17 protein-coding genes are annotated in these 25,905 nt (G+C 73.2%); 5 read left to right on the top strand and 12 right to left on the bottom strand.

Features of this window, described 5'->3' with window-relative positions; genetic code table 11:
- Positions 1 to 29: 29 nt before the first annotated feature.
- Positions 30 to 2,129 (top strand): DUF262 domain-containing protein, encoded by a 2,100-nt coding sequence (locus AAEM63_RS11310; protein ID WP_341358375.1) that lies wholly within the window; start codon positions 30 to 32, stop codon positions 2,127 to 2,129.
- A 365-nt stretch (positions 2,130 to 2,494) separates the two neighbouring features.
- Here AAEM63_RS11310 and AAEM63_RS11315 read toward each other — a convergent pair whose 3' ends face one another.
- From AAEM63_RS11315 to AAEM63_RS11370, 12 genes are all read right to left on the bottom strand, one after another.
- Positions 2,495 to 4,654 (bottom strand): alpha/beta hydrolase-fold protein, encoded by a 2,160-nt coding sequence (locus AAEM63_RS11315; RefSeq protein ID WP_341358376.1) that lies wholly within the window; start codon positions 4,652 to 4,654, stop codon positions 2,495 to 2,497.
- 36 nt (positions 4,655 to 4,690) lie between these two features.
- Complete coding sequence (locus AAEM63_RS11320) at positions 4,691 to 5,512, bottom strand: CoA ester lyase (protein ID WP_341358377.1); 822 nt, start codon at positions 5,510 to 5,512, stop codon at positions 4,691 to 4,693.
- Positions 5,509 to 6,717, bottom strand: a complete 1,209-nt coding sequence (locus AAEM63_RS11325; protein ID WP_341358378.1) for a CoA transferase — start codon at positions 6,715 to 6,717, stop codon at positions 5,509 to 5,511. The genes AAEM63_RS11320 and AAEM63_RS11325 overlap by 4 nt, the downstream gene beginning before the upstream one ends.
- The gene (locus AAEM63_RS11330; RefSeq protein ID WP_341358379.1) at positions 6,714 to 8,795 is read right to left on the bottom strand and encodes an SUMF1/EgtB/PvdO family nonheme iron enzyme; all 2,082 of its coding nucleotides are present in this window, start codon (positions 8,793 to 8,795) and stop codon (positions 6,714 to 6,716) included. The genes AAEM63_RS11325 and AAEM63_RS11330 overlap by 4 nt, the downstream gene beginning before the upstream one ends.
- On the bottom strand, positions 8,792 to 9,709 hold the full coding sequence (locus tag AAEM63_RS11335) for a ribokinase (protein ID WP_341358380.1): 918 nt from the start codon (positions 9,707 to 9,709) through the stop codon (positions 8,792 to 8,794). Before AAEM63_RS11335 ends, AAEM63_RS11330 begins: the two co-directional genes overlap by 4 nt.
- The gene (locus tag AAEM63_RS11340; RefSeq protein WP_341358381.1) at positions 9,706 to 10,914 is read right to left on the bottom strand and encodes an ADP-ribosylglycohydrolase family protein; all 1,209 of its coding nucleotides are present in this window, start codon (positions 10,912 to 10,914) and stop codon (positions 9,706 to 9,708) included. Before AAEM63_RS11340 ends, AAEM63_RS11335 begins: the two co-directional genes overlap by 4 nt.
- Positions 10,911 to 11,978 carry an ADP-ribosylglycohydrolase family protein gene (locus AAEM63_RS11345; protein ID WP_341358382.1) on the bottom strand — a complete coding sequence of 356 codons (1,068 nt, stop codon included), beginning with the start codon at positions 11,976 to 11,978 and terminating at the stop codon, positions 10,911 to 10,913. The genes AAEM63_RS11340 and AAEM63_RS11345 overlap by 4 nt, the downstream gene beginning before the upstream one ends.
- The gene (locus tag AAEM63_RS11350; RefSeq protein ID WP_341358383.1) at positions 11,975 to 12,955 is read right to left on the bottom strand and encodes an ADP-ribosylglycohydrolase family protein; all 981 of its coding nucleotides are present in this window, start codon (positions 12,953 to 12,955) and stop codon (positions 11,975 to 11,977) included. The genes AAEM63_RS11345 and AAEM63_RS11350 overlap by 4 nt, the downstream gene beginning before the upstream one ends.
- Before the next feature lie 83 nt (positions 12,956 to 13,038).
- Positions 13,039 to 14,346, bottom strand: a complete 1,308-nt coding sequence (locus AAEM63_RS11355) for a sugar ABC transporter substrate-binding protein (protein ID WP_341358384.1) — start codon at positions 14,344 to 14,346, stop codon at positions 13,039 to 13,041.
- 104 nt (positions 14,347 to 14,450) lie between these two features.
- On the bottom strand, positions 14,451 to 15,359 hold the full coding sequence (locus AAEM63_RS11360) for a carbohydrate ABC transporter permease (RefSeq protein WP_341358385.1): 909 nt from the start codon (positions 15,357 to 15,359) through the stop codon (positions 14,451 to 14,453).
- Positions 15,359 to 16,258 (bottom strand): sugar ABC transporter permease, encoded by a 900-nt coding sequence (locus tag AAEM63_RS11365; RefSeq protein ID WP_341358386.1) that lies wholly within the window; start codon positions 16,256 to 16,258, stop codon positions 15,359 to 15,361. The genes AAEM63_RS11360 and AAEM63_RS11365 overlap by 1 nt, the downstream gene beginning before the upstream one ends.
- Positions 16,255 to 17,256, bottom strand: coding sequence for a LacI family DNA-binding transcriptional regulator (locus AAEM63_RS11370; RefSeq protein ID WP_341358387.1), 1,002 nt, complete (start codon positions 17,254 to 17,256; stop codon positions 16,255 to 16,257). The genes AAEM63_RS11365 and AAEM63_RS11370 overlap by 4 nt, the downstream gene beginning before the upstream one ends.
- A 451-nt stretch (positions 17,257 to 17,707) precedes the next feature.
- Here AAEM63_RS11370 and AAEM63_RS11375 point away from each other — a divergent pair, with 451 nt between their 5' ends.
- From AAEM63_RS11375 to AAEM63_RS11390, 4 genes are read left to right on the top strand one after another with little or no spacing between them, the layout of a single operon-like run.
- Positions 17,708 to 19,246, top strand: coding sequence for a DUF2397 domain-containing protein (locus AAEM63_RS11375; RefSeq protein WP_341358388.1), 1,539 nt, complete (start codon positions 17,708 to 17,710; stop codon positions 19,244 to 19,246).
- Positions 19,243 to 20,475 (top strand): TIGR02678 family protein, encoded by a 1,233-nt coding sequence (locus AAEM63_RS11380; protein WP_341358389.1) that lies wholly within the window; start codon positions 19,243 to 19,245, stop codon positions 20,473 to 20,475. The genes AAEM63_RS11375 and AAEM63_RS11380 overlap by 4 nt, the downstream gene beginning before the upstream one ends.
- Entirely contained in the window at positions 20,472 to 24,644 is a 4,173-nt protein-coding gene (locus AAEM63_RS11385; protein ID WP_341358390.1) for a TIGR02680 family protein, read from the top strand. Before AAEM63_RS11380 ends, AAEM63_RS11385 begins: the two co-directional genes overlap by 4 nt.
- Positions 24,637 to 25,893: a DUF2399 domain-containing protein gene (locus tag AAEM63_RS11390; RefSeq protein WP_341358391.1), complete on the top strand. Its 1,257-nt coding sequence runs from the start codon at positions 24,637 to 24,639 to the stop codon at positions 25,891 to 25,893. Before AAEM63_RS11385 ends, AAEM63_RS11390 begins: the two co-directional genes overlap by 8 nt.
- Positions 25,894 to 25,905: the final 12 nt, after the last annotated feature.

Raw genomic sequence — 25,905 nt, forward strand, 5'->3', positions numbered from 1 at the left:
TAGATCGACGAGAGCGAGGTAGTTCACTGATGGGGGCCATTTTCAAGCCAACACCATGGCAGGTCGACCAACTGGTCTCAGGAGTACAGAAGGGCAGCATCCGGCTGCCAGATCTGCAGCGCCCATTTGTGTGGCCGGCGACCAAGGTCCGCGACCTATTCGACTCGATGTACCGCGGTTACCCTGTCGGGGAACTGATGTTCTGGGACGTGACCGCGACGGGCGAGACCAGGGCGATATCCGGGCCCGGCGAAGTGGAAGCAGCACACCAGATCGTTGACGGCCAACAGCGCCTCACAAGCCTTTACGCCGCGATGAAGGGGCTGCCGGTGCGCGATGAGGCGTACCGCAATAAGTCGATCACCATCTCCTTCAACCCGTTTACCGAGAAGTTCGATGTTCGCTCACCCGTCCTTGCGCGCTCAGTGTTCTGGGTCGAGGACATCTCGACTGCCTTCTACTCACCCATTGAAGCGCACGACACTTTTGTCGAGCGCTTCCTGGCGTCTGGCCAAGATCTCAGTCGCGGGAAGGAGAGGGAACTCACGAAAGTCTTCGTGAAGCTCGACGCGCTCCGGAACTACTCGTTCCAAGTGGTCCACATCCAGAGTGAGGTCGAGAAGCGGACTGTCGCTGATATTTTCGTGAGAATCAACTCAGAGGGCGTCAGCCTCAAGGCCTACGACTACATCCTCACGTGGCTGAGCGTGTTCTGGCCTGAGGGGCGCGACGGCATCGAGCACTTCGCACGGAATTCACGGATCAGCCCGGACCGGGCCACCGAGATCGCTGGTATGCGGATCGATTGGACACCGAAGAACCCCTTCTTGGCAGTCGAGACGGGCCATGTCGTGCGCGCCATGGTCGCCGTTGGCCAGAACCGAGCAAAACTGCTCGACGCCTACGCGGCACTGCAGGCAAAGGATCGTTCGACCGGCGTCGTTGATCCGGAGCGGCAGGAACGTGAACTGAACCTCTTGCAGAAGGCGTTGCCGATCGTCACCGATCGGGTCAACTGGACTGAGTTCGTCCACGCGGTTCAATCGGCCGGATTTCGGTCAAACAAGGGCATCACGTCCAACACCAACCTCGTCTATAGCTACGTCATATTTCTCCTCGGCCGGAACCGGTTTGGCGTCGACCTGCAGCGGCTCCGCTCACTGATCGCGCGATGGGTCTTCATGTCCCAGATGACATCGCGGTACACCGGATCAGGCGAGTCTCAACTCCAACGAGACCTGGACGCGTTCGGAGGGCTGACGAAGGGCGACTCGGATGGCTTCGAACGTCTCATTAACCAGACAATCAAGACGACCCTGACTGACGACTTCTGGTCATTCAATGTACCCCAGCTATTGGTCAGCTCGAGCACAGCCTTCTCCCCGATCTATCAGTGCTATCTGGCAGCACTCAATACTCTCAACGCTGACATGTTCATGCTCCGCATGCCCGTCCGGGAGTGGATGGATCCGACACTGCCGGCCGTCAAGGGATTGGAGGGCCATCACCTGTTCCCGCGCGCATACCAGGAAGCCGTCCTGGACATCCACGACACCAAGCGCATCAATCAGGTCGCAAATTTCGCGCCAACCGACTGGGCCACAAACATCAGAATCTCGGACAGACCGCCAGCAGAGTACTGGCCTGACCTCGTGGCCGAGCGCGGAGGCGATGAAGAGTGGCTCGCGAGGCAGTACTATTGGCACGCGCTCCCAGATGAATGGCAGCACATGCGGTACGACGATTTTCTCGAGGCACGGCGCGAACGAATCTCAGAAGTAATTCGCGACGCCTTTGCGGTGCTCAGCGGAAGTTCAAGCCGACTCACTGACGAGCCAGTATTTATCGAGGAGATCCGTCCTCCCGAACCGGCGCTGTCGGAGATGGTAGGAGCGGGAATCCTCAAGCCAGGCGACCTACTGGACCCAGTGGACCCGGAGTGGGTGGTGGACGCGGTCATCAGCGACGATGGCACAGTTCTAATCGATGGCATTCATGAGTTTGACTCCCTCGACGACGCCGCCTGGCACCTAGGAGTCACAAACCTCAGCGGGTTCGAATTCTGGGCTCTGGAGCGCGACGGTGGCACTGCCCCTCTATCAGAGGTGGTTGCCCAGCACGCAAACTAGCCCAGCTTGCCGAATGGCTGCCCGTCGATCTGGTCGGCCGCCACGGAGGGCTACTGCCCCGTGCGCTTAAGGAGACCTCAGTCAGCGACCGCATGCCACCTGAAATCGCCTAGAGATCATCACCCGGCGAACGGGCTCGGTGGTGGAGGGTGTGTAGCGGTCGATGGCGAGGTGTGTTGATCGACGGTGCATGGCCCGTCGAGGCGGCCCGCACCCATCCCGATGCGCGGTCCTCGGCGTCAGCTCAGTCAACTCATGCTCACAGAGCACCTCCTGCGTCCCCAGCTGGCGAGATTAGGCAGCCGGCGTCCTCATCTCCAGTGATACCGCCGCCCCCGGAGCGCAGCTCCGGGGGCGGCCGACCGCTACGGAGCGATGGTCATCGTGAACACGTCACCGGCTCCCGCGTTGGTCTGGCCGTCCGGAGCGCCGAAGCTGAGGCCGGAGACCAGCACGCTGCCATCGGGCGCACCCGCGGCGTAGAGGTTCGCCTCGTCCCACTCGTCGGCACCGTCACGGTCGCCGGACCCGAACTGGCTGCGCTCCCCCACCGCGCCGCTCGCGTCGAGCACGGCGGTGAACACATCCACCCCGCCCACCTGGGAACCGATCGGCCCGTAGGTCGTTCCGACGAGCAGCACCGAGCCGTCGGCGCGAGACACGGCGGTGACGCCGCGGTCGTCGGTCGCCGTGCCCAGCTGGGTGGTCCACAGCTCCGAGCCGTCGTCGGCGAGAGCGAGGGCGAAGGCGTCCTTGTCCCCGAACGCCGTGGCGCCGAGCTGGCCGCCGGTGTGGCCGACGGCGATGACGGTGCCGTCGTCGCGGACTTCGAGCCCGCTCACCTGGTCGGTGTCGCCGGTGCCGTGCTGGTTCAGCCAGGCGACATCGCCGGCTGCGGTGAGCCGGGCGGTCCAGCCGTCAAGGCCGCCCGCGGCGGCACCGCCGGGCATGGCGCCACCGGCGACCCCGCCCACGTACACCCCGCCGTCGGGCGCCGGTGCGACGGCGAGGGCCTTGTCCTCGCCGGTGCCGCCGATCTGCTTCACCCACGCGAGGGCGCCGTCGGCGGTGACGCGGGCGACGAGAGCGTCCTTGTCGCCGGCGCTGGGGCCGTCGACGCTGCCGCTGGTGTACCCGGCCACGAACGCGCCACCCGCCCCGTCGGAGGCGACGGCGTAGACGCGGTCCGCGGCGGCCGGGTCACCGAACTGGGTGGTCCATTCGCGCGCACCGGCGGCGTCGATCCCGGCGACGAACGCGTCGTCGCTCGCGCCCGACGGGTGGGCGCCGTCGAGGTCGCCGCGGGTGTACCCGGCCGTGACGACGCCGCCGTCGCTCCCGGCGACGACGCCGTACGCGCGGTCGTTGGCCGCGGTGGTCAGGGCGTGACGCCAGGCCACGCTGCCGTCCGCGGCCCGCCGCTCGAGGACGACGTCCATCGCGCCGGCGTAGGGGACGTCGGCGTAGGCAGCCCCGACGTTGAGGCCGATCAGCGTGCCGTCGTCGAGCGCGAGCGCACCGCCCGCGCGGTCGTCACCGCTCGTGCCCAGCAGCTCGGCGTCCCACGGCGTTGCCGGCGTGGTGCGCAGGCGGGCGGAGACGTCGGTGATTGCCTCACGGAAGGCGGGCTGCCACACGTCCCAGTCGTGGCCGCCGTCGAGGACCCGAAATTCCGCGGTCACGCCGTCGACGCGGCGGGCGGTGTTGTAGAGCTGGGCAGACTCGAAGTCGAGGTCGTGGCTGGCGTCGGCGGGGTCGGGGTTCGCCCACTCGTCGTCGCCCACGGCGATGAACAGGTGCACCGGCAGGCCGGGGTCGAGCGCCTCGAGGGCGGTCGGGTAGCTGAGCTCGGTGTACCGGTGCTTGTCGAAGAGCTTGTGCCCGACGCCGTAGGCGCCGTAGTCGCGGGTCGAGGAGTCCGCGGGCGGCTGGGGGACGTAGACCGCCGGGCTGAGGACTATGCCGGCGGAGAACGTGTCCTGGTGGGCGAGGGTGAACCGCAGCGCCCCGGCGCCGCCCATGGAGTACCCGCCGACCGCGCGGGCGGCCCGGTCCTCGACGGTGCGGTAGGTGGCGTCCACGTGCTCGACGAGGTCCTCGGTGAAGGCGGTCTCGACGGACATGCCCGCGCCCGCCCCGGTCGCCTTGTCCCCGGTGTAGAGCGAGTCGGTGTACCAGCTCCCGCGCTCGTTCCACGGCGCATCGGGCATGACGACGACCATCGGCTGGATGGTGCCGGCGGCGATCATCTCGTCGAGGTCGCCCGCGACGCGTTGCCACGCCGCCTGGGTGTCGCCGCGGCCGTGGAGGAGGTAAACGGTGGGGTACTCGGCGTCGCCGGCGTCGTACCCGGCGGGCAGGTAGACGGTGTAGTCGATGGTCCCGACGGCGTCCGAGGGGGCCTGGGCGGTGAGCACCGTGCCCGTCTCGGCGGCGAGGGCGGGCAGGGCGGCGGGCGCGCCGGCGCCGAGGAGCACGGCGGCCCCGGCTCCGGCGAGCACCCGGCGGGTGAGGCGGTTCCTCATGGTTCTCTCCCTTGAGAATCGTGGACGCTGAACTGTTCAGTCCTCGGTGAGGGCGAGGACGGCCCGGGCCTGTTGGACCATGGCGACGTCGAGGAACGTGCCGTCCTCGAGCGCGATCGCCCCGACGCCGTCGGTACGCGCGTCACCCACCCTCGCGACGACGGTGCGGGCCCGCTCGACCTCGGCGTCGCTGGGGCGGAACGCCTCGCGGATCGGGCCGAGCTGGGCGGGGTGGATGGCGGCACGGCCGAGGAACCCCAGCGTCTTCCCCTCGCGGCACGAGGCGGTGAGCCCGTCGAGGTCGCGAACGTGCGGGTGGACGGACATGTGCGGGGACGGCAACCCGGCGGCGCGGGCGGCGACGACGACGCGGCTGCGCACCCACGCCAGGCCGGCGTCGTCGCTCAGCCGCAGGTCCGAACGCAGGTCGGCCTCCCCGAGCCCGACCGAGGCCACCTGGTCCGACGCAGTCGCGATCTCGAAAGCTCGCTCGACGCCGATGGCCGACTCGAGAAGCAGGTGCAGGCTCCGGCCGGGCAGGGCGCCGGCGAGGGCACGGACCTGCCCCGCCGACTCGACCTTCGGCACCCGGGCGCCCACGTCGCCCGGCAGGGCGTCCAGCATGGCGACGTCGTCGGTGTGCCACGGGGTGTCCGGGTGGTTGATGCGCACCTGGACCGGCCGGCCGGCGTCGGTGAGCAGCCGGGCCGTCTCGGTGCGGGCCCGGTCCTTGTGGGCGGGGGCGACGGCGTCCTCGAGGTCGACGATGACGATGTCGGCGTCGGTGGCGAGGGCCTTGGTGACGCGCTCGGGCCGGTCGCCCGGGACGTACAGGAGCGTGAGCACGGGCCGGGTCATACGGCGCCCTCGTCCCGCAGCGCCGCGATCCGCTCGGGGGTGAAGCCGAGCTCGCCGAGGACGGCGTCGGTGTCGGCGCCCGGCGGCCGGCCGGTGAACGCGATGACGCCGTCGTTGCCGGAGAGCCGGAACAACGGGCCCTGCATGAGCATGGGGCCGAGCTCAGGGTCGTCGATCTCGTGGACGGTGCCGAGCGCTCGGAACTGCGGGTCCTCGACGATGTCGTGCGCGTCGTACACCGGCGCGACAGCGGCCTGGGCCTCCTCGAAGGCGGCGACCACCTCGTCGCGGGTGCGCCGGCCGATCCACGCCCCGACGGCCTCGTCGATGACGTCGGCGTGCTGGGCGCGCTCGTGGCCGCTGGCGAACCACGGCTCGTCGACGAGGTCCGGCCGGCCGACGAGCCGCATGATCCGCTCGGCGATCGACTGGGCCGAGCTCGACACGGCCACCCACTGGCCGTCACCGGTGCGGTAGGTGTTGCGGGGGCTGTTGTTGCTCGACCGGTTGCCGGTGCGCGGCTGGACGGTGCGGGTCTGGTCCCACCGGGTGATCTGGGGGCCGAGCATGGCGAGGATCGGCTCGATGATCGACACGTCGACCACCTGGCCTCGCCCGGTGGCCTGCCGGGCGTGCAGGGCGGTCATGATCGCGTACGCCGTGGCGAGCGACGCGATGCCGTCGGCGAGGCCGAAGGGCGGGAGGGTGGGCGGGCCGTCGGGCTCGCCGGTCATGGCGGCGAACCCGCTCATCGCCTCGGCGAGGGTGCCGAACCCGGGGCGGGTTCGGTACGGGCCGATCTGGCCGAACCCGGAGACCCTGGCAAGGACGAGCCCGGGGTTGGCGGCGGAGAGCTCGTCGTAGCCGAGCCCCCAGCGCTCCAGGGTGCCGGGGCGGAAGTTCTCGATGACGACGTCGGCCCGGCCGGCGAGGGCGAGGAAGACCTCGCGTCCGCCGTCGGAGCCGAGGTCGGCGGTGACGGTGCGCTTGTTGCGGCCGAGGGTCTTCCACCACAGGTTGACCCCGTCCTTGCTGGCGCCGTGCCCGCGGGAGGGGTCGGGCCGGCGGGGGTGCTCGACCTTGACGACGTCGGCGCCCATGTCGCCCAGGTGCGCGGCGGCGAGCGGGCCGGCAAAGAGGGTGGAGGCGTCGACGACGGTGAGGCCCGCCAGGGCGCCGTCGGTCTTGTCGCGGGAGACGGTCACTGGTCCTCCAGGGTCCAGGCGCACCGGAACCCGATGCTCGAGCTGCGGGCCAGGCCCAGGCCGGGGACGAGGAGCTTGGCGGTGAAGTCAGCAGCGCGGACGCCGCCGTCGAAGTACCACTCCGAGCCCTCGCACTGATGCGCCGAGCCGCCCTTGAGCATCGCGAAGCGGGTGCGGCCGTCGCTGTGCTCACTGTCGGTCCAGCTCCACACCGCCGGTGTGCCGCGGCGGATGCCGCGTTCGCCGGCGAGCTGCCACTCGTCCTCAGTGGGCAGGCGCCCGCCGCGCCAGGCGCAGTAGGCGCGTGCGTCGTCGAGGTCGACGAACGTCACCGGCTCGTCCTCGCGTCCGGCCGGCGGGCGGCCCTTGTCGAAGTGGGCGAGGAAGCGGTGGGCGACGGCGGGTGTGTAGCCGGTAGCGGCGAAGAACGCGGCGAACTGGGCGTTGGTGACCTCGGAGGCGGCGACGGCGACGGCGTGGTCGAGCCGCCCGTCGCGCTGGAGCGTGCGGGCGTCGTGCAGGCGCGGGACGAGCGGCTTCCACTCGTCGACGTAGGGCGCGCCCTGGTACATGCCGGTCTCCCGGGCGCGGAATCGCACGGTGAGGACGTACTCCCCTGCCGGGACGACGACGGCGTCCGCGGGCACGTCGTCGGTCCGAGCCGCGAGCGAGGCCGGGGCAGGCGGGACCGAGGGGCTCGGAGCCGAGCCGGGAACATCCGCGACGACCGGGCTCAGCCGGCGGGCGAGGCGGTGCGGGAAGTGGCCGTCGTCGTCGAACGGCATGGTGGCGAGCCGCTCGCGGAGCCCGGGCAGCCAGTCCGGCTCGCGGGCCCCGGGCGCGACGGCGAGCGCGGCACCGATCGAGCGGGCAGGGACGGTGACGGGATTGAAGGTGCTCCTGTCGGTGACAGTGTCCGTGTCGGCCACGGCGCCGCCGTCGGTCCTGAACAGGTCGACCACGATGCCGTCGGCGGGCAGCGGGCCGGTCCAGTCGGCGTCGCCGCGGTTGACCAGCGCCCACAGCGTCACGCCGTCGCGGGCGAAGGTCGAGGCGTAGATCCCCGCGTCGTGGGCGTCGGGTGAGATCTCGGCGAGTGGGGTCCACTCGCCCTCGAGCAGCAGGTCGGCGGCGGCGCGCTGCACGGTGACCGTGCGGCGCACGGTGGCAGCGTCGCGGGGGTTCCACCCGACCCACACGCCGAACACCACCTCCCACACCATGACCCCGACGCCGTTGAGCCAGGCGGACTGCAGCTCCTCGGTGTGGTCGCGGTGCCAGCGACGGATGTGGTGCTGCATGTGGCGGCGCTCGTACCAGTGGGCGCGCAGGACGCCGGGCACGGGGCTGTCGGCGAAGAACTGCGCCCAGGACGCGTTGTGGTCGACGATCCGCTCGACAGGCAGCTTGGACTCGCCCTCCAGCACGATGCCGGGGCGGGCGCGCTCGAGGGACTCGACGAGCTCCGGGTCGGCCTTCTTGAGGGTGTCGAGGAAGACACCGTCGGCCGGCAGGTCCCGCACGAGGGCGGCGAGCTCGGTGACGTCGTCGCCGCCGCGTCGGGTGCCGGTGTCCCACGGGTTGTAGTCGACGAAGACCTTCAGGCCCGCGGCGTGCAGGTCGGCCACGAGCCGGTCCAACCCCGGGACGTCGCGGTAGTAGTCCCACTGGTTGCGGTCGTCGATCCCGATGACCGGGTAGGCGTGCCAGAGCACGACGGCGTCGAGGCCGCCGAACCGCTCCCGGGCGTCGTCGACGAAACGCTCGGGGGTGAAGCGGTGGTCGTCGAAGGAGTACAGCAGCTCGTCCCACAGCCACACCTGCGCCACGGTGAAGCAGCGCGCGGCCCATCGGGCGCCCGACCGGTCGTACGCGGCGCCGTCGTAGGCGTGGCGCTGCCGGGCGTCCTCACGCCAGGCGGTGAGGCGCGCCCGCCACAGGGGCCAGTCGGCGGGGTCGTCGGGCGCCGCGAAGATCTTGGCGACGTCGAGTGCCGTGAGGTCGGCGCCACCCTCGAGCGGGACGGATGTGGGGGCGTCGATGGGGCGCGGGACGAGGGGGTCGAAGCTGTAGCTCACGCGTGCTCCCTCGCGAGCCGGGCGGTCTCGGTGGCGGTGGGGACGGCGTTCTGGGCGCCGGGCCGGGTGACGGCGAGCGCCCCGGCGGCGGCGGCGAGCCGGGCGGCGTCGGCGAGGGAGGCGCCGTCGGCCAGGGCCGCGGCGAGCACGCCGCAGAAGGTGTCGCCGGCGCCGGTGGTGTCGACGGCGGTGACGGCCGGGGCCGTCACGGTCTCCGGCTCGCTGCCGCGCTCGGCGACCAGGGCGCCGTCGCCGCCGAGCGTGACCACGACGGCGGGGACCCGCTCGAGGAGGGCGGCGGCCAGCCCGCCGGGATTCCCGTGGTGCCCGACGGGGTCAGGGCCGGCCAGGTCGCGGGCCTCGTGCTCGTTGACGACGAGGACGTCGATCTCGGCCCACACGTGGGCCGGCAGGTCCCGGGACGGGGCGGCGTTGAGCACGAACCGCGCGCCGCCGCGGCGGGCGCGGGCCGAGGCGACCACGGTCTCCAGCGGTATCTCCAGCTGGGCGAGGACGACGTCGGCAACGGCGAGACGGCCGGCGGCGGCGGCGTCCACCGTCACCTCGGCGTTCGCGCCGGGCGCGACGATGATGGCGTTCTCGCCGTCGTCGGTGATCCAGATGAGCGCAGTGCCGGTGGGCTCCTCGGTGCGGGCGACGAGGTCGGTGCGCACGCCGGCGCCCGTGAGCGAGTCGAGGAGCAGGTCCGCGGCCTCGTCGCGCCCGAGGGCGCCGAGGAACCACGTGTCCGCGCCCCCGGCGCGCGCAGCGGCCACCGCCTGGTTGGCGCCCTTGCCGCCGGGCGTGCGGCGGAGGTTGCCGCCGAGGATCGTCTCCCCCGGTGCCGGGTGCCGCGGGACGTCGACGACGAGGTCGACGTTGGCGCTCCCGACGACGACGACGGTGCCGGTCATCCGGCTCCCCCACCCGTCGTCGCACGCGGTGCGGAGGGTGCCGCGGCGGCTGCGGGTCCGCCGTCGTCGAGGAGGCCGGCGAAGGCCCGCTCGACACCCGCACGCCGTTCGGCGTCCCGGCGCCGGATCTCCACCGTGACGGCGGCCAGGTCACGGGCGGGAGCGGCGAGGTCCATCCGGCTCGCGGTCGCCACGGTCTCGGCGAGGTCGGCGCGGACCGCCGCGGAACCGCCGAGCGCCCCGGCGAGGGCCCCGCCCATCGTGGCGATGGAGTCGGAGTCGCGGCCGTAGTTGACCGCGCCGAGGACCGTGGACTCCCACTCGCCGTCGGCGATGAGGAGGAACCCCAGCGCCACGGGCAGCTCCTCGATGCTGTGGAGGCGGCTGGGCCGGTGGGCGGCGAGGCCGCGGTCCCGGTAGCCCTCGGCGACGAGGTCGAACGGGCGCACGGCGTCGCGCACCGCCCCGGTGGCGATCGCGTCGGTCCAGTGGTCCTGCCGGCCGGCGGCCTCGGCGACCGCCTCGATCGCTGCCCGGGTGCCGTCCTGGGCCAGCCGCAGCGCCGTCGCCACGACGTCCTGCGCACTCGCCCCGGGCACCATCGCGGTCGCGGCCGCAGCGGCCATGACGCCGGCGGCCTCCCGGCCGAAGGAGGACTGGTGAGCCCCGGCCACCTCGATGGCCTCGGCGTAGGCGCCGTCGGGATCGGCGGCGTTGACCAGGCCGATGGGTGCGGCGTACATGGCCGCCCCGCAGTTGACCGCGTTGCCGACCCCGGCCTCGCGGGGGTCGGCGTGGGCCCAGTGCAGCCGCAGGGAGAGGTACTTCTCCGCCAGGGCGAGGCGCTGGAGCAGCACCGTCTCCGTCTCGAGCTCGGGCACCCACACCTTCTGGGTGAGCAGCCGGGGCACGAGCCGCTCGGCGACGTCGTAGGCGTCGAGGTGGTCCCTCTTGTCGCAGTAGACCTCGACGAGCATCCGGTTCATGAGGGTGTCGTCGGTGACGTGCCCGTCGCCCTTGTGGAAGGGCGCGGTGGGCTTCCGGGTGCGCCAGTCCGGGTGGTAGGGCTCGACCACGCCCTCGACCCAGCCGCCCCACCGCTCGCGGATCTCGTCCGGCAGGTACGTCTCGGTGGCGCCGCCGAGGGCGTCGCCGACGGCGGCGCCGACCACGGCCCCGGTCATCTTGTCCAGGAGGTCGTTCATCGTGCTGCCTCCGAGGTGCGGGCCGAGGACCGGTCTCTCTGGGCGGTGACGATCTCGCTGAGGACGTCCTCGACGGCGAGGCCGGCGAGGGCGCGCACGCTCGTGCCGGTGAGCACCGGCAGCGGGGCGCCGCCCGTGACGTCCCCGAAGGCCGCGCCGGCGACCGCCCCGGCCAGCGGGACGAGGGCGTCGGCGTGGCGCGGGTGGGCCAGGGCCCCGAGGAGGAGCTCCTCCGCGCTGCTCGCCGCGGCGAGGTGGGCGAGGAGAAGCCCGAGGGTCTCCGGGGCCTGGTTGGAGAAGGCGTAGACGTGGTCGACGACGTCGCGCTCGAGGCGGGCGGCGAGGGCCCACGGCGCGGCCGGTCCGACGGCCAGGCACTCGGTGACGACGTTGGCGCACCAGCCGCCGGCCGGCAGCTCGGCGACGGCGGCGTCGATCGCGTCCTCCGTGCTGCCGCCCGCGAGGAGGGTGGCCAGGAGCGCGGCGGCGCCGCGGGCGCCGTCCACGCCGTCGAGGGCGTGGGTGATCCGGGCGTCGTCCTCGGCGAGGTCGGCCGCGCCGAGGGGGTCCCCCGGCCGCAGGACGGCGGCGGCGACGGCCCGCACGCAGGCGACGTCGTCGAAGTAGTGGGCGTTGTCGTTCCCGGTCTGGGGCGCGGACATGCCGGCCGCGAGGTTCTCCAGCGCCATGAGGGTGCCGAGCCTGGCCCGGACGGTGCCGGGCTCACGCCTGCGCTGCTCGGCCACCTGCGCCCAGGCGCCGTCCCCCTCGCCGGCGGGCGAGCCGTCGAGGCGCTGCCGGAGGTGGTGGCGCAGCGCGACGACGAACCACTCGACGTCGTCGGCGGGCCCGGCGGGGTCGATGAGCTCGGGCGAGGACGACTGCAGGTAGGGCGTGGGCAGGGACGTCGACCCGAGCGCGTGGCTGTGCCGCACGGCCTCACCGAGCCGGACGCTGCGCCGGGGCGGGAAGGCCCCCAGGCGGTGCCACCACGACGGCCACGCGATGGCGTCCCCCGCGCTCATCCCGGCGATCGTCCACCGGGTCCGTTCCGTCGTCGTCATGACACTCCCTGCAGCTCGGTCGCGAGGTCGCACAGCTGGTCGGCGATCTCCATCGGGTGCATGCCGCGCGTGGCGGTCAGGCACACCCCCGGCGCCACGGCGACCGCGGGCAGCCACTCCTCGGGCATGGCCGCGATCCCGGCCATGGCGCCCGCGACGGCGCCGGCCATGGCCGCGACGGTGTCGGCGTCGCGGCCGAGGTTGACGGCGTTGAGGATGGTCTCGCGCGGGTCCCCGCCGCCGGCGAGGACGGCGGTGAAGGCCAGGCCCACCGCCTCGGGCGCGAGGTCGGCCCAGTAGTAGCCGCGCACGGCCAGCCGGTCCACCGCGGCCGGGGCCACGACCGACCAGTCCGGCGACGACGCGGCGACGGTCCGCGCGACGGCGAGGCACCGGGCCGTCCAGGAGTCGGCGGGGACGGCGTCGACCGCGGCCGTGACGACCCCGTCGACGTCGGCCCCGGCCATCGCGGCGGCGACGGCCGCGGCGACCGCCTGCCCGGCGTAGATGCCCTCCCCGGCGTGGGAGACGGCGCCGTCCTCGGCCGCGAGCCGGGCGGCGAGGGCCGGGTTGCCCGCGGCCGCGATGCCGATGGGTGCGACCCGCATGGCCAGGCCGTCGCTCCACGCGTGGGCGTGCTGCCCGGACCGGGGCGGGCGGTGGCCGCGCTCGAGGTTGCGGATGGCGGCCATCTCGCTGAACCCGCCGCCGGCGAACCCGCCCTGCTGGCCGCAGACCTCCTCGCGCCACAGGTCGGCGACGGTCTCGGCGGTGAAGCCCGAGCGGTAGCGCAGCAGCGCTTTGGCGGTGAGGAGGGCGTACTCGGTGTCGTCGCTGCCCAGCGGGGTGTCGGCGACGTACCCCTCGATCCTGCCCCACCGCGCGACGATCTCCGCCGGTTCCATGCCCTCCGCGGGCCGCCCGAGCGCGTCGCCGACCGCCAGGCCGGCGAGGCAGCCGCGGGCGCGGCTTCTCATGTCCTCCACGTTCTCCCCTTCGTCGTCGTGCTCCGCCGTGCTGGTGCGCCCACGCCCGGGCGCACCGGCCGGCGGTCGACCGGTCACCGACCGATGTCGGCGCCGCCCTCCTCGAGCTGCTGCGCGAGCTCCTCGGCGGTGATCTCCTCGGCGAAGTACCGCTGGAAGGCCGGGGTGGCCGCGCGGTCGCGCCACTCCTCGAAGCCGGCGAGCTGCTGCCACGGCGCGGCCATGAGCGAGTCCATGGACGCCACGGCGATGTCCCAGCCCTGCTCCCCGCCGGTCTCCTCGGAGAGCACCTCGAGCGCCCCCTCGCTGGTGGGGACGAGCCAGTCGCCGAGCGCGAGCTCGGCCATGTTCTCGTCGTTGAGGAAGAACTCGATGAACTGCGCGGCGGCCTCCTGGTTCTCCGACTGCGCCGCGATCGACAGTGTCTGCGGGTTGGCCGACTGCGCGCTGCCCTCGCTGCCCTCCAGCGGCGGGAGGGTGACCCACTCGAAGTCGTCGGGAGCCTGCTGGACCATCTGCTGACGCAGCCAGATCGCGCCGAAGAGCATCGCCGTCTCCTCCCCGAAGAACGCCGGGAGGGCGTCGGTGGTGCTCACGCCCACGGAGTCGGGGTCGATCGTCTCGGACTCGTAGAGCATGGAGTGGATGCGGGTGGGCACCTCGAGCTCGGGCTCGCCGACGGAGATGGTGGCGTCCTCGCCGTCGCCCTCGACGTAGTCGCCGCCGAAGCCCAGGGAGAGGTTGAGCATGGCGTTGGCGGGGCTGCCCAGCGGCCACGCGACGCCGTAGCGCCCCTCGGAGGTCAGCTGCTCGGCGGCGTCCTGGAAGTCGTCCCACGTCCACGGGTTCTCGGCGGTCGGGATCTCGATCCCGGCCTCCTCGAGCATCGTGGCGTTGGCGAACGGGACGCGCGCCTCGAGCAGGAAGGGGGCGCCGACCGTGCCGTTGCCCTCGACCTGGACGGTCTCCCAGATGCTCTCGGGGATGCCGGCCTTGAACTCGTCGGAGAGCAGGGGGTCGAGGTCGGCGTAGTAGCCGCCCTCGGCGAAGACCTGCCCGGCGGCCGCCTCGTAGTGGATGATGTCGGGCGGGTCGCCGCCCTCGAACGAGGTGAGCAGCTGGTCGTGGACCGAGCCCCAGTCGCCCTGGACGTACTCGACCTGGATGTCGGGGTTCTGCTCGTTCCACTCCTCGACGATGGCCTGGTTCGCCTCGATGGAGGCCTCCTGCCACGCGAGGGACTGGAACCTCAGGGTGATCGGTTCCTCCGCGCTGCCGGTCTGCTGGTCGGCGCCTTCCTGGTCGCCGGTCCCGCCGCCGCAGGCGGCGAGGACGAGTGACGCACTCACCGCGGCGGCGGCGACGCTCATGCGCTTGCTCATCGTGTTGCTCCTCTCGGTGGTGCTGTAGGTCGGTGGTGGTGGGTAGGTGCTGGAGGTCGGTGGGTGGTCGGGTGAGATGGCATCGGTGTCCTGTCGGTGCGGGATCAGCCCTTGGTGGCGCCGGCGGTCATGCCTCCGATGAGGCCCTTCTGGATGAAGCCGAAGAAGACCAGGCCCGGGATGGTGGCGACGAGCGCACCGGCGGCCAGCGGCCCGAGACGGGCCACGCCCTCGAGGCCGACGAACCGGGCGAGGGTGAGCGGGAGGGTCTCCAGCTCGGGGCTCTTGATGAGCACGAGGGCGAAGAAGAACTCGTTCCACGCGGTGATGAAGGCGAACAGGGTGGTCGCCACGACCCCGGGGAGCAGGAGCGGGAAGACGATCGAGCGCAGGATCCGCAGCCGGGACGCGCCGTCGACCATCGCGGCCTCCTCGATGTCCGCGGGCAGCTCCCGGACGTAGCCCTGCAGCATCCACAGCGCGAACGGCAGGATCCACACCACGTAGATGAGGACGAGGCCGGGGCGGGTGTCGACGAGCTGCGCGCTGCGCAGCAGCAGGAAGATCGGGATGACGAGGAGGATGAAGGGGAACAGCTGGCTGACGAGCACCCAGGCGAGGATCGGCTTGCCCATGCGTGAGCGCAGGCGGACGACGGCGTAGGACGCCGGGAGGGCCACGAGCACGGTGAGCACCGCGCTGGCGAGGGCGACGACGAGGCTGTTGACGATCGACCGGACGAGCGCCTGCTCGCTGAACGCGGTGACGAAGTTGTCCAGCGTCGGCTGCTCCGGGAAGAGCCCGGGGTGGAGCCGGACGAGGTCCTGCGGCGACGCGAACGACGTCGACAGCAGCCACAGCAGCGGGAAGCCGAGGAAGAGCAGGTACAGGCCGAGCGCCACGTACTGCAGCGGGCGCACACCGCGCGGGAGGCGGTCCATCGGCGAGGTCCCCGACTGGCGCCCGGCGGTCGTGGGGGGCGCGGTGTCGGTGGACACGACGGTCGTGGCCATCAGGTCTCCTCCCTGAGCCGGCGGCGTAGGTAGAACAGGACGACGACGAGCACGATGAGGACCATGACGTTGCCCAGCGCGGCGGCGTAGCCGTAGTTGCCGTACCGGAACGCCTCCTCGTAGGCGAAGAGCATCGGCAGCAGCGTCCGGCCGCCGGGCCCGCCCCGGGTGAGGACGTAGACGAGGTCGAACGAGTTGAAGTTCCAGATGAAGTTCAGCGTCGTGATCGCCGCGATGACGCCGCGCATGTTGGGCAGCGTGATCGAGAGGAACCGCCGCCACCGGCTCGCGCCGTCCACGGCGGCGGCCTCGTGCATCTCCTGGGGCACGCCCTGCAGGCCGGCGAGGAGGACCACGGTGGTGACCGGCAGCCCCGCCCACACGCCGACGACGATGACGGCGGGCAGGGCGGTGCTGAAGTCGGCCAGCCAGTTCCGGCCCAGCTCCTCCAGCCCCAGCCGGTAGAGGATCTCGTTGACCAGTCCGGCGTCGGGCCGGTAGACGAGGGACCACATGATGCCGACGACGACCGGGGGCATCGCCCACGGCACGACGGCCAGGGTCCGGGCCAGCCATCGTCCCCGCAGGTTCTCGTTGAGCAGCAGGGCCAGGCCGAGGGCCAGCACGAACTGGATGCCCGTCACCGCGAACGCCCAGATGAACCCGATGCGGAAGGACGACCAGAACTTCGAGTCGTCGAGCATCTGGCGGTAGTTCTCCAGGCCGTTGAAGGCGTAGACGGCGTTGAGGCCGGCCTGGGCGTCGGTGAACCCGAGGTAGACCCCGCGCAGGAGCGGGTAGACGCTCAGGGCGAGGATCGGGATGACGGCCGGCAGGAGCAGCCACAGGGCAGAGGTGCCCCGCTGCTGCTTGCGCCGCGTCGTGGCGGGTGCGGTCACGTGTCCCTCCTTCGTGTGCTCGAGCCGCGCACGACCAGCTCGGTGTAGACCTGCTGGCGGCGCGGGGCTCCCGTGTAGCGGCCGTGGATGCGGTCGAGGAGCATCTGACCGGCGAGGCGGCCACGGTCGGCGAACCGGAGATCGACGCTGCTCAGCTGGGGACGGCAGACCGTGGCGTCCCGGGAGTTGTCCATCCCCACCAGGGCGACGTCCTCGGGCACGCGCAGCCCGGCGTCCTGGCAGGCGTGGAACGCGCCGACGGCCAGCTGGTCGTTGGCGCAGAAGAGGCCGTCGACGTCGTGCTCGGCGAGCAGGCGGGCGGTGGTCTCGTACCCGGCCTCGCGGGTGAAGGCCGCGGCGTGGGTGATGACCGGCTCGCCGGCTCCGCGACCGTCGAGGGCGGCGCGGAACCCGCCGGACCGGCTCCGCGCGGGCAGCGTCCCCTCGGGACCGTTGACCATGGCCAGTCGCTCGCACCCCTGGTCGAGCAGGTGATCCGTGGCGATCCGTGCGCCGTCGGCCGCGTCGGCACCGACGGAGTCGACGGCGAGCCCGTCGGGGACGGAGCCGATGACGACGACCGGGACGGCCGGCTCGCGAAGCGCCTTGACGAGCTTGGGATGGAACCGGGTCGAGGTCATGATGAGCCCGTCGACGTACCGCTGGCGGAGGCTCTCCACGACCCGCAGCTCCTCCTCGAGCCGACCGTCGGTCGACTCGACCAGCAGTCGGAGCCCGTGCTCGCGGGCGAGCGCCTGGAGCGCACGCATCGTCTCGACGTAGGCGGGGTTCCCGATGTCGTCGACGACGAGGCTCAGCTGGCCCGTCGAGCGCCCCCGGAGCGAGCGCGCCGCGGCGCTCGGGAAGTAATCGGTTTCTAGAACTGCTTTCCGGACCCGCTCACGGATGTCCTGGCCGACGCGCGGATCGTCGTTGAGGACGCGGGAGACAGAGGCGACAGAGACGCCCGCACGTGCAGCGACGGCAGAGATCGTCACCGACCGGCCCGCGACCATCACAACCTCCCTGTTGTGAAACTGATTACACGGAACCGTAAGGCCGACCCTGCCTCGCGTCAAGACGAACGGACAATTCGCCGCCCCGCTCCTGGCGATCGTCGCCGACGTGGAACAGCGCTGGCACGGACGCCGATCGCTTCGCGGGCAGGCCGAGAGGCTGCGAGTATCTGGGTGCCGGACGTCAGCGCGCCCCGGTTCGCGGAGGAGGCGCGTCGGCAGTCGGCGGCGGCTGCGCGCAGCAACACCGAACAGGACAACCAGGCTTACGTCGACGCCATCTCATGGGGGGCCGCGGACGGGTGAGGCGAGGAGACGTCTTCGCCGCTGCAGCACAATCTCCGTGCACCTGACGAGCGGAACCTGTGGCGATCGTGCAGGAGGCCGCTGACACCGACACCGACTGTCGGTAGGGACACCTAGCATGTCGCGCATGACCGAGGAGGCGACGGCGGAGCTCGGCCCGGACCCCTGGGCCGCCTACCTCGCGGGTCCGGAGTCCATCCCGTCCTACCTGACCTCCCGTCACGCGGCGCAGTACCGCACCGTCGTCGACGTCCTCCTCGCCACGCAGGACTCCTCGCTCACCGGCATGAGCTTCGACGAGGCACGCTCCGCCGTCGTCGCGCACCTGACGACAGTCCTCGACAGCGAGACGGCGCGGCGACTCACCGACGAGGAGGTGTTCCCGCTCGAGGCCCGTCTCGAGCAGCTGGCGGACTGGGGTGTGCTGACCCGGTGGCAGGAGCCAGCCCGCAGCGGCGAGGACTTCCTGCGCAGGCGCGACCGGTACCAGCTGACCCCGCGGGCGGCGGCGCTGCACCACTTCTGGCGGACGCTGGGCGACGACGTCGAGCCCGAGGCCGACATCGCCCTGGCCCCGCGGGCGATACGCGAGCGCGCGGAGGCGTTCGAGGCCGCCGTGCTGGCCGCGGACTACACCTCGGCCGCCAACGAGTTCGCCCAGATCAAGGTCCAGCGCGAGTCGATGGCCCGGGCCGCCCGCTCCTGGCAGCGGACCCTGGCCCACGCGCTGGCCGGACGTCCCGAGGAGCACAAGCAGGACCTGCTCTGGCAGACCCTCGCGGCCTACATCGCGATGTGGGGCGAGCAGGTCGATGTCCACTCCCCCGCGATCTCCGCGGCGCTGGACCGCCTGGACACCCACCTCGACACGGGCGTCTGGCGGGCGTGCGCGCGCGCCTCCATGGGTGAGGCCGCCCCGGAGTCGGCGGTCGACGCGTCGGTCGAGCGGTGGCGCGAGGCCTGGGTGGTGCTGCGTCGCTGGTTCGACGGCCCCGACTCCCAGGCGCGGAGCCTGCGCCGGCAGCTGCGCGACCTCGTCTCCCCCTGGGCGCGCAACATGGGCATCCTCATGGGGTCGGCGGGGACCGTGTCGCGGCGCGGCGACCTCCTCGCCCTCGCCACCGCGATCGAGCGTGCCGAAAGCGATGACGTCGCCTGGCGGCTGTGGGACGTCACGACCGGGCTGTTCTCCGCCCGGCACCTGCTCGTCGCCGCCCCCTCGGCCGAGGATCAGCGACTCTCCTGGGCCGAGGCACCGCCGGCGCCGATCGCCACCCGGTTCCGGGAGCAGGGTGCCCGCGCCGTGGCCGGCCGGGTCTCCCGGGCGCCGAGCTTCGCCGAGGGACGCCGGCTCTCCCGACTGGCGCGCCAGCAGCGCGAGGCCGGGCGCGAGGAGGCCATCGCCCGCCTGCGGGCCCGGTCCGGCACCCGGGTGGGGACCTGGCCCCCGATCGACCGCGAGGAGCTCACGGTGCTGCTGGACCTGTTCGCGACCGTGACGCGCCTGAGCCGACACGGCGACGGCCACGACCGCACCGCCGTCACCGAGGACGGCCGCTGGCGGGTGCGCCTGACCGAACCGGAGCCCGGCGCGGTGGTGGTCCTCGACTCCCCGGACGGTGCGCTCGCCGTGCGGGACTGGCACTTCGAGATGACGCCGGCATGACGCAGTCGACTCGCGAGCTCCAGGTCGCCTTCACGTCGCTGCTGGCCACGCCCGCGCTCTCCCGCGCCGCCAGCCCCGAGATCTTCCACCTCGTGCGCCGGCACCAGCACCGCCTCGCCGAGTGGTTCGACACCCGCCTGGGCTACCGGCTCGTCCTGTCGGCCACCACGGCCCGGCTGGTCCGGCTCGCCTCGCCCACTGGCGTCGTCTCGCCCGCGCCCTTCGAAACCGTCCCCCGGCGGGCCCTCGTCCTGGCGCTGCTGGCGGCCGCGGTCGCGGAGGACGCCGACGAGATCACCTCCACGCAGGAGCTCTCCGACCGGGTCAGTGTGCTCTCGGCACGCGAGGAGGTCGGTGTGGAGGCCTACGACCCCGACCGGTTCGCCGAGCGCCGGACGTTCGTCCAGGGGCTCGGGATGCTGCTGCGGGCCGGGGCGCTGGTTCCGCTGGCCCGACGCGACGAGGACGCCCGCGAGGGCTGGGCCCACCAGCGCGACCAGGTGGGCGGCGCGTACCAGGTCCAGCGCGAGATGCTCCTGCGACTGGTCCATCCCGCGAACCTCACCGCCGCGCTCCGCGCCGGCCCGCACGGCCCGCGCACGGACGGACCCGGCGGGCACGGGCCCACCGACACCGCCGAGCACCCTGCCCGGTTCGGAGTGATGCGCCGGATCGTGGAGCTGCCGGTCTGCCTCGTGGCCGACCTCGCACCCCGGGAGCAGGAGTACCTGGCCGGCCAGCGCCCGCGGATCGCCCAGTGGTGCGAGGAGATGACGGGCTGGACCCTCGAGCACCGCCGGGAGGGGGTCGCGCTCGTCCCGGACCACGAGGGCGGGACGGACCTGCCGTTCCCCCGTCCTCGGGCCCGCGACTTCGCGGCCCTCATGGTGCTCGGCGAGCTGGTGCGGGCGGCACCGCCCGCCGGGTCTGCCGCGCCGGTCGTGTCCCGGGAGGACCTGCTCGGCGCCGCCGACCGGGTCCGGACCACCTACCCCAGGGCCATGACGAAGGATCTGGCCGGCACCGGCGCCGTCGCCGACCGGTCGGTCGAGCTGCTGGTCGCCCTCGACCTGCTCCGGCCCGGCCCGGCCCCCGGCTCGTGGCACCTCATGCCGGCCGCGGCGCGTTTCCGCGACCCGGCGGTCTCCGTCGCCGACCCCCCGCGCGACGAGGCACAGCCAAGGCCCAAGAAACAGAGCACCCTGTTCGACACGGAGGTCTTCTCATGATGGACCCGGGACGGTGGCTCGCCGCGCAAGCCACCGGTGCACTGCCCCTGCCCACGCGGCAGCGCTGGCAGCCCCTGCGCGTGGGCATCGTCAACCTGTGGGAGTACGACCGCGCCGAGTTCTGGTGCGCCGACGGACGGCTGATCCTGCGCGGTGCCAACGGCTCCGGAAAGACCAAGGTCCTCGAGCTGACCACGCTGATGCTCCTGCGCGGGGAGATCGCCCCGGCCGTGCTCGACCCCTTCGGCAGCCGGAACCGGACCATGGGGTACAACCTGCTCGCGTCCGGACAGGGCGACGACCCGCGGCCGGTCGTCGACGCCGCCACCGGCTACTCGTGGGTGGAGTTCGGCCGGCTCGACGACCACGGCGACCCGCAGTTCGTCGTCGCCGGGGTCGGGGCCTCGGCCCGGCGGGCCGCCGGCAACCCCGCGATCACGTCCTGGCGGTTCGTCACCCACCTGCGACCGGGCCGCGACCTCGAGCTCGTGCAGGACCGGCGGGTCCTGCCGGAGAAGGAGCTGCGCGCCCTGCCCGGGATGACGGTCTTCTCCAGCGCCGCGGCCTACCGGGAACGCCTCTCCACCGAGATCTTCGGCCTCTCCGCCGGCGCCTACGACAACCTCACGAACCTCCTGCGGGAGCTCCGGGTGCCCAAGCTCGGCGAGCGGCTCAACCCCGCCACCCTGGCCGCCACGCTGCGCGACGCCCTGCCGCCGCTCGCGTCCCACGAGGTCAGCCAGCTCGCGGACGGCTGGGACGGGCTGGAGTCACTGCGCGAGCGGATGGCCCAGACCGAACGCGCCGCCCGTGCCGTCGCCCGGTACGTCGCCGACAGCTGGCGGCCCTGGGCCCGCGCCGTCGTCGAGCAGCGCGCGAGCGAGATGGCGGTTGCCACCTCACGCCTGGACCGCACCACCCGGGACCGGCGCCAGGCGCAGGAGTCGCTCACGGCGAGCGAGGCGCTCGTGGAGACCACCCGGGTCGACGAGGCTGAGGCAGGTGCCGAGCTGCAGCGCCAGCGCGCCGCCCTGGCCGAGCTCATGGAGTCCGAGGCGTACCGCGACGCCCAGCAGGCCGAGCACCGCGTCACGAGCCTGCGGGACGAGACACGCCGGCTCACCACGCAGGCCGAGGACGCGGCCACCAGGCTGGCCGCGGCGGAGCGGGACCGCACGGACGTCGCGTCGCGCCATGCCGGCGCGGAGGACCGGCTGACCGAGGCTGTCGACGCGCGGGAGCGCGCCGCGGACCTGCTGCACGGCACCGCGGGACCGGCCGGGGTCGTCGTGACGCTGCCCGAGGACGCCCTCACCGCCGCGCTGCACGCCCTGCGCGCCACGGTCCAGCGACGCTCCGAACGCCTCCGCCACCTGCGCACCCTCAGCGCGGAGCACCAGCGTGCGGCGCGGACGGCGGAGGGCTCCGGCACCGAGCTGAGCACCCGCGAGGCCGACCTCGCCGGCGCCCAGCACGACGCCGACGGGCGTGCCGACGCCCTCGACGCCGCCGTGAGCAGCCTGCAGAGCGCGCTCGTCACGTGGGCGGGGCAGCTTCGTGAGCTCGACGGCGCCGCCTGGCTCCCCCGGTGGGAGGACGCCGTCGCCCAGCTCGACGTGCCCAACTCCGACCCGCCGGTCCTGCGCGACCTCGTCGACGAGGCCACCACCTCCCCGCGTCAGCTGCTCACCGCCGAGCTCGGCCGGCTCACCGCCGTGAGGTCCGAGATCGACAGGCGCCTGGACCGCACGGTCGAGGATCTCCGGCGCGAGCGGTCCACCACCGAGCAGAGCGTCCCCGAGCCCGTGGGCTGGCGACGGCGCGAACGTCCCGCTTCCGGCCCGCACGGTGCGCCGTTCTGGCGCTGCGTCGAGCCCGTCGGTCTCGACGACGACGCGGCCGCCACCCTCGAGGCGGCCCTGGCCGCGGCCGGCGTCCTCGACGCCTGGGTGAGCGAGACGGGTGCCCTGCTCAGCGCACCCGACGGCGCGGCCGAGGCCGAGGTGGTCCTGCGCCCCGGCACGCACGTGGACGGCCCGACCCTCACCGCCGTCCTTGCTCCCGCCGAGGGCTGCCCCCTGCCCGGGGAGACCGTCACCGCGCTGCTGGCCGCCATCGGCTGGGGCCGCCCCCCGGAGCCGGCGGACACCTGGTTCGACCCGGACGGCACCTGGTCCCTCGGGCCCCTCACGGGCCGGGCGGCACCGCTGCAGCCCGCGTCCTACCTCGGCGCCACGGCGCGGGAGGCGGCGCGCCTGCGACGGATCGCCCTCCTCGAGATGCAGGAGCGGGACCTGCGAGCCGACCTCGGCGCAGCGAGTCGCGCCCTCCAGGGTGTGCGGGACCGCCTGGCCCGCCTCGACACCGAGGTCCGGACCGTACCCGTCGACCACGACGCGAGGGCCGCCCGGACCGCCCTCGCGTCGGCCCTGCGCGCCGTCGCCGACGCCGAGCAGCGAGCGGCGGCGACCCGGCGCCGTCACGAGGAGAACCTCGGGGCGGTGAGCCAGGCGCGCGCCGCACTGACCCGGTACGCCTCGGAGCACGGGTTCTCCCCCGACGACGTCCCGGCGCAGGAGGAGGCGCTGCGGGCGTTCTCCGAAGCGCTGGAGCGGCTCGGGCACGCCGTCGCGATCGAGGACGAGCGGCGCCGTGCGGCCGCGGACGCCCACGACGCGCTCGACGTGGCCACCGCCCGCGTGGCCGTGGAGAACGAGGGCCGGGCGCGGCGGGTCGCCGAGCTCGAGGAGTGCCGCACACGCCTGCACACCCTCGAACGGATGATGCGCAAGGACCACTCCGAGGTGCTCGCGGAGCGGCAGCGCATCGACGACCACGTCCGCGAGCTCGAGACCTCCGTGCGCGAGCTGGGGCAGACGCTGCTCGCCGCCACCGTCGAGGCGGAGAAGGCCCGCGGCGTCCTGGACCGCCACGAGGAGGCCTACGTCGAGGCGGAGGGCCGACGGGACCGTGCGATGGCGGCGTGGTGGGTGGCGGCCGACGCCGGCCTGCTGTCGGCGCTGGAGATCGACGCCCCCGAGCGGCACACCGTCGAGACCGCCCGCGTCTCCGCCCGCGCCGCCCGCGGCTCGCTGTCGGTCTCGGCCGACGAGCTCGCGGCCGCCGTCGACCGGGCGTGGCGTTCATGCTTCGCCGCCACGGCCCGCCTCGCCGAGGAGCTCGCCACCGAGCGGGACGCCCGGCACCGCCAGGAGGCCGACGCCGTCCTGCAGGGTTTCGAGATCCTCGCGGACCCCGACGCGGGCTGGCAGCGGCCGGACCTGGCCGAGCAGTCGCTGACCGAGCAGCTCCACCGTCAGCGCGCGCACTTCGACGAGGAGCAGCACCGGGTCCTCGCGACCCTGCTGGGCTCGACCTTCATCGAGCACCTCAAGGAGCGCCTGGACTACACCCAGCGGACGTTCACCCGCATCAACGACCGGCTCGCCGAGCACCCGACGCGCCAGGGCCAGTCGGTCCGGCTGCGGTGGGAGCCGGACTCCCAGGACCCCGAGGCCGGTCAGGTCATCCACGCCCTCAGCCGCGGGTTCGACCAGCTCACCGCCGAGCGCCAGGAGCAGGTCCGCCAGTTCCTGTCCCGGCGCATCGAGGACGCGCGGGACAACGCGGAGGCCGACGGGCAGGACTGGCGCGAGAGCCTCCACCACGCGCTGGACTACCGCACCTGGCTGCGGATCACGCTGCAGTACCGGGCCGGCCGGGAGAGCGCCTGGGTGCCCTTCGACGCCGCGACGCACGGGTCGAAGTCCGGCGGGGAGAAGGTGGTCCTGCTGTCCCAGCCGCTCTTCGCGGCCGCCGTGGTCGCCTACGACTCGGCCCTGCCCACCGCCCCGCGCTGGGTCTGGCTGGACGAGGCCATGACCGGTGTCGACGCCGAGCTCAAGGCCTCCTTCCTGGGCCTGACCGTCGACTTCGACCTCGATCTCATGCTCACCGCGCACGACGAGTGGGGCACCTACCCGTCCGTGCCGGCGGTGGCCATCTACGACCTCGCCCGGGAGAAGGGGTTCCCGGGCGTCGACTCCGTGGTGTACCTGTGGGCGGGCGGCCGGCGGGTGAGGGTGGCGGACGTGGCGGCCGGGCCGGGCACGTCCGCGGCGGCGGTGGACGTCGAGTCCGAGCTCGACCTCGAGGGTGCACGTGGCTGACGCCGTCCCGCCCGGCCTCCGGGCGTGGGCGCAGACCGCCGGAGGCACCAAGGTGCTCGACGCCCTGCGGGAGCGGGGCCGCCGGGGAGCCTCCCTCGCGCGCGGGAAGGTCACCGCGGACCTGACCGAGGCCGAGCGGTCCGACGTCGGGCGTCTGCTGGGCACGCCCTGGGCGGTCGGTGCGGCGGCCGTCCGCGTGGAGCACGTGGCCAGGTCGCTGGCGGAGCACGGGCTCGACGTCCCGACGTTCCTGGAGAGGCTGGACGGGGCGCCGGTCATGCCGCGCAGCGCCGAGCGGGCCGCAGCCCGCGCCGGACGGGCCGAGGAGACGGACCGCGCCGTGCGGACACTGGTCGAGGCCGGCGTCGACGCCGACGTCGCGATGGCCTGGGCTGCGCACCCGGTCACGCCGGCCGGCGGGGACGGCACGCTGGTGCACCTGGCCGGTCAGGTCGCACGGGCCTGGAGTCACCTGCCGCACGGCGGACGGCCCGTCCGGCTCGCCGAGCTCGCCACGCTCGTCACCGGCGCGGACGCCCACGCGCTCGACCGGGACACCGCGGCGGGACGCGCGACGGTCCTCCTCGTCGCTCTGGTGCACGGCGAGGACTACCCGTCGGGCCCGTCGTCCTGGCGCCGGCGGTGGGCCCGGGCGGACGTGTGGTGCGACACCATCTCCTCCACCGCCCTGGTGCTCAACCTCCCGCTGCTCGGGAGCGCACCCGCCGTCGCGGTCGCGACGGCGACGCCCGGGGAACCGGTGTGGCTGACCCTGCGGTCCCTCGCGGGTGACTGGGCCGTCGGCACCGCCGCCACGCCCGGCTCGGTGTTCGTCTGCGAGAACCCCACGGTGGTCGAGGCGGCCGCGGACCGCCTCGGTCCGACCTGTCCGCCGCTGATCTGTACCGACGGCGTGCCGACGCAGACGGTGATCGACCTCCTCGCCGCTGTGGCCGCAGCCGGGTTCACGGTCCGAGCACGTGCCGACTTCGACGGCAGAGGCGCCGACATCGTGCGCATGCTGACGACCGTGGCACCCGAGCTCGAGCCGTGGCGGTTCACACGAGGCGACTACGCCGCCGCGGGCGGTGTCCTCACCGATCCGTCATCGGCGCCGGACGCGCTGCTGGTCCGGGGTGACATCACGAACGCCATCCACGAGGAGGCGCTGCTCACCGACCTGATCGGCGATCTGCGGGACGCCGCAGACGTCCTTGCCAGCGACACCGCTTCGGCACGGGGCGCCTGACCCCTGGAGCCC

The organism is Georgenia sp. M64 (assembly GCF_038049925.1).
In the GTDB taxonomy this organism is placed as follows: domain Bacteria; phylum Actinomycetota; class Actinomycetes; order Actinomycetales; family Actinomycetaceae; genus Georgenia.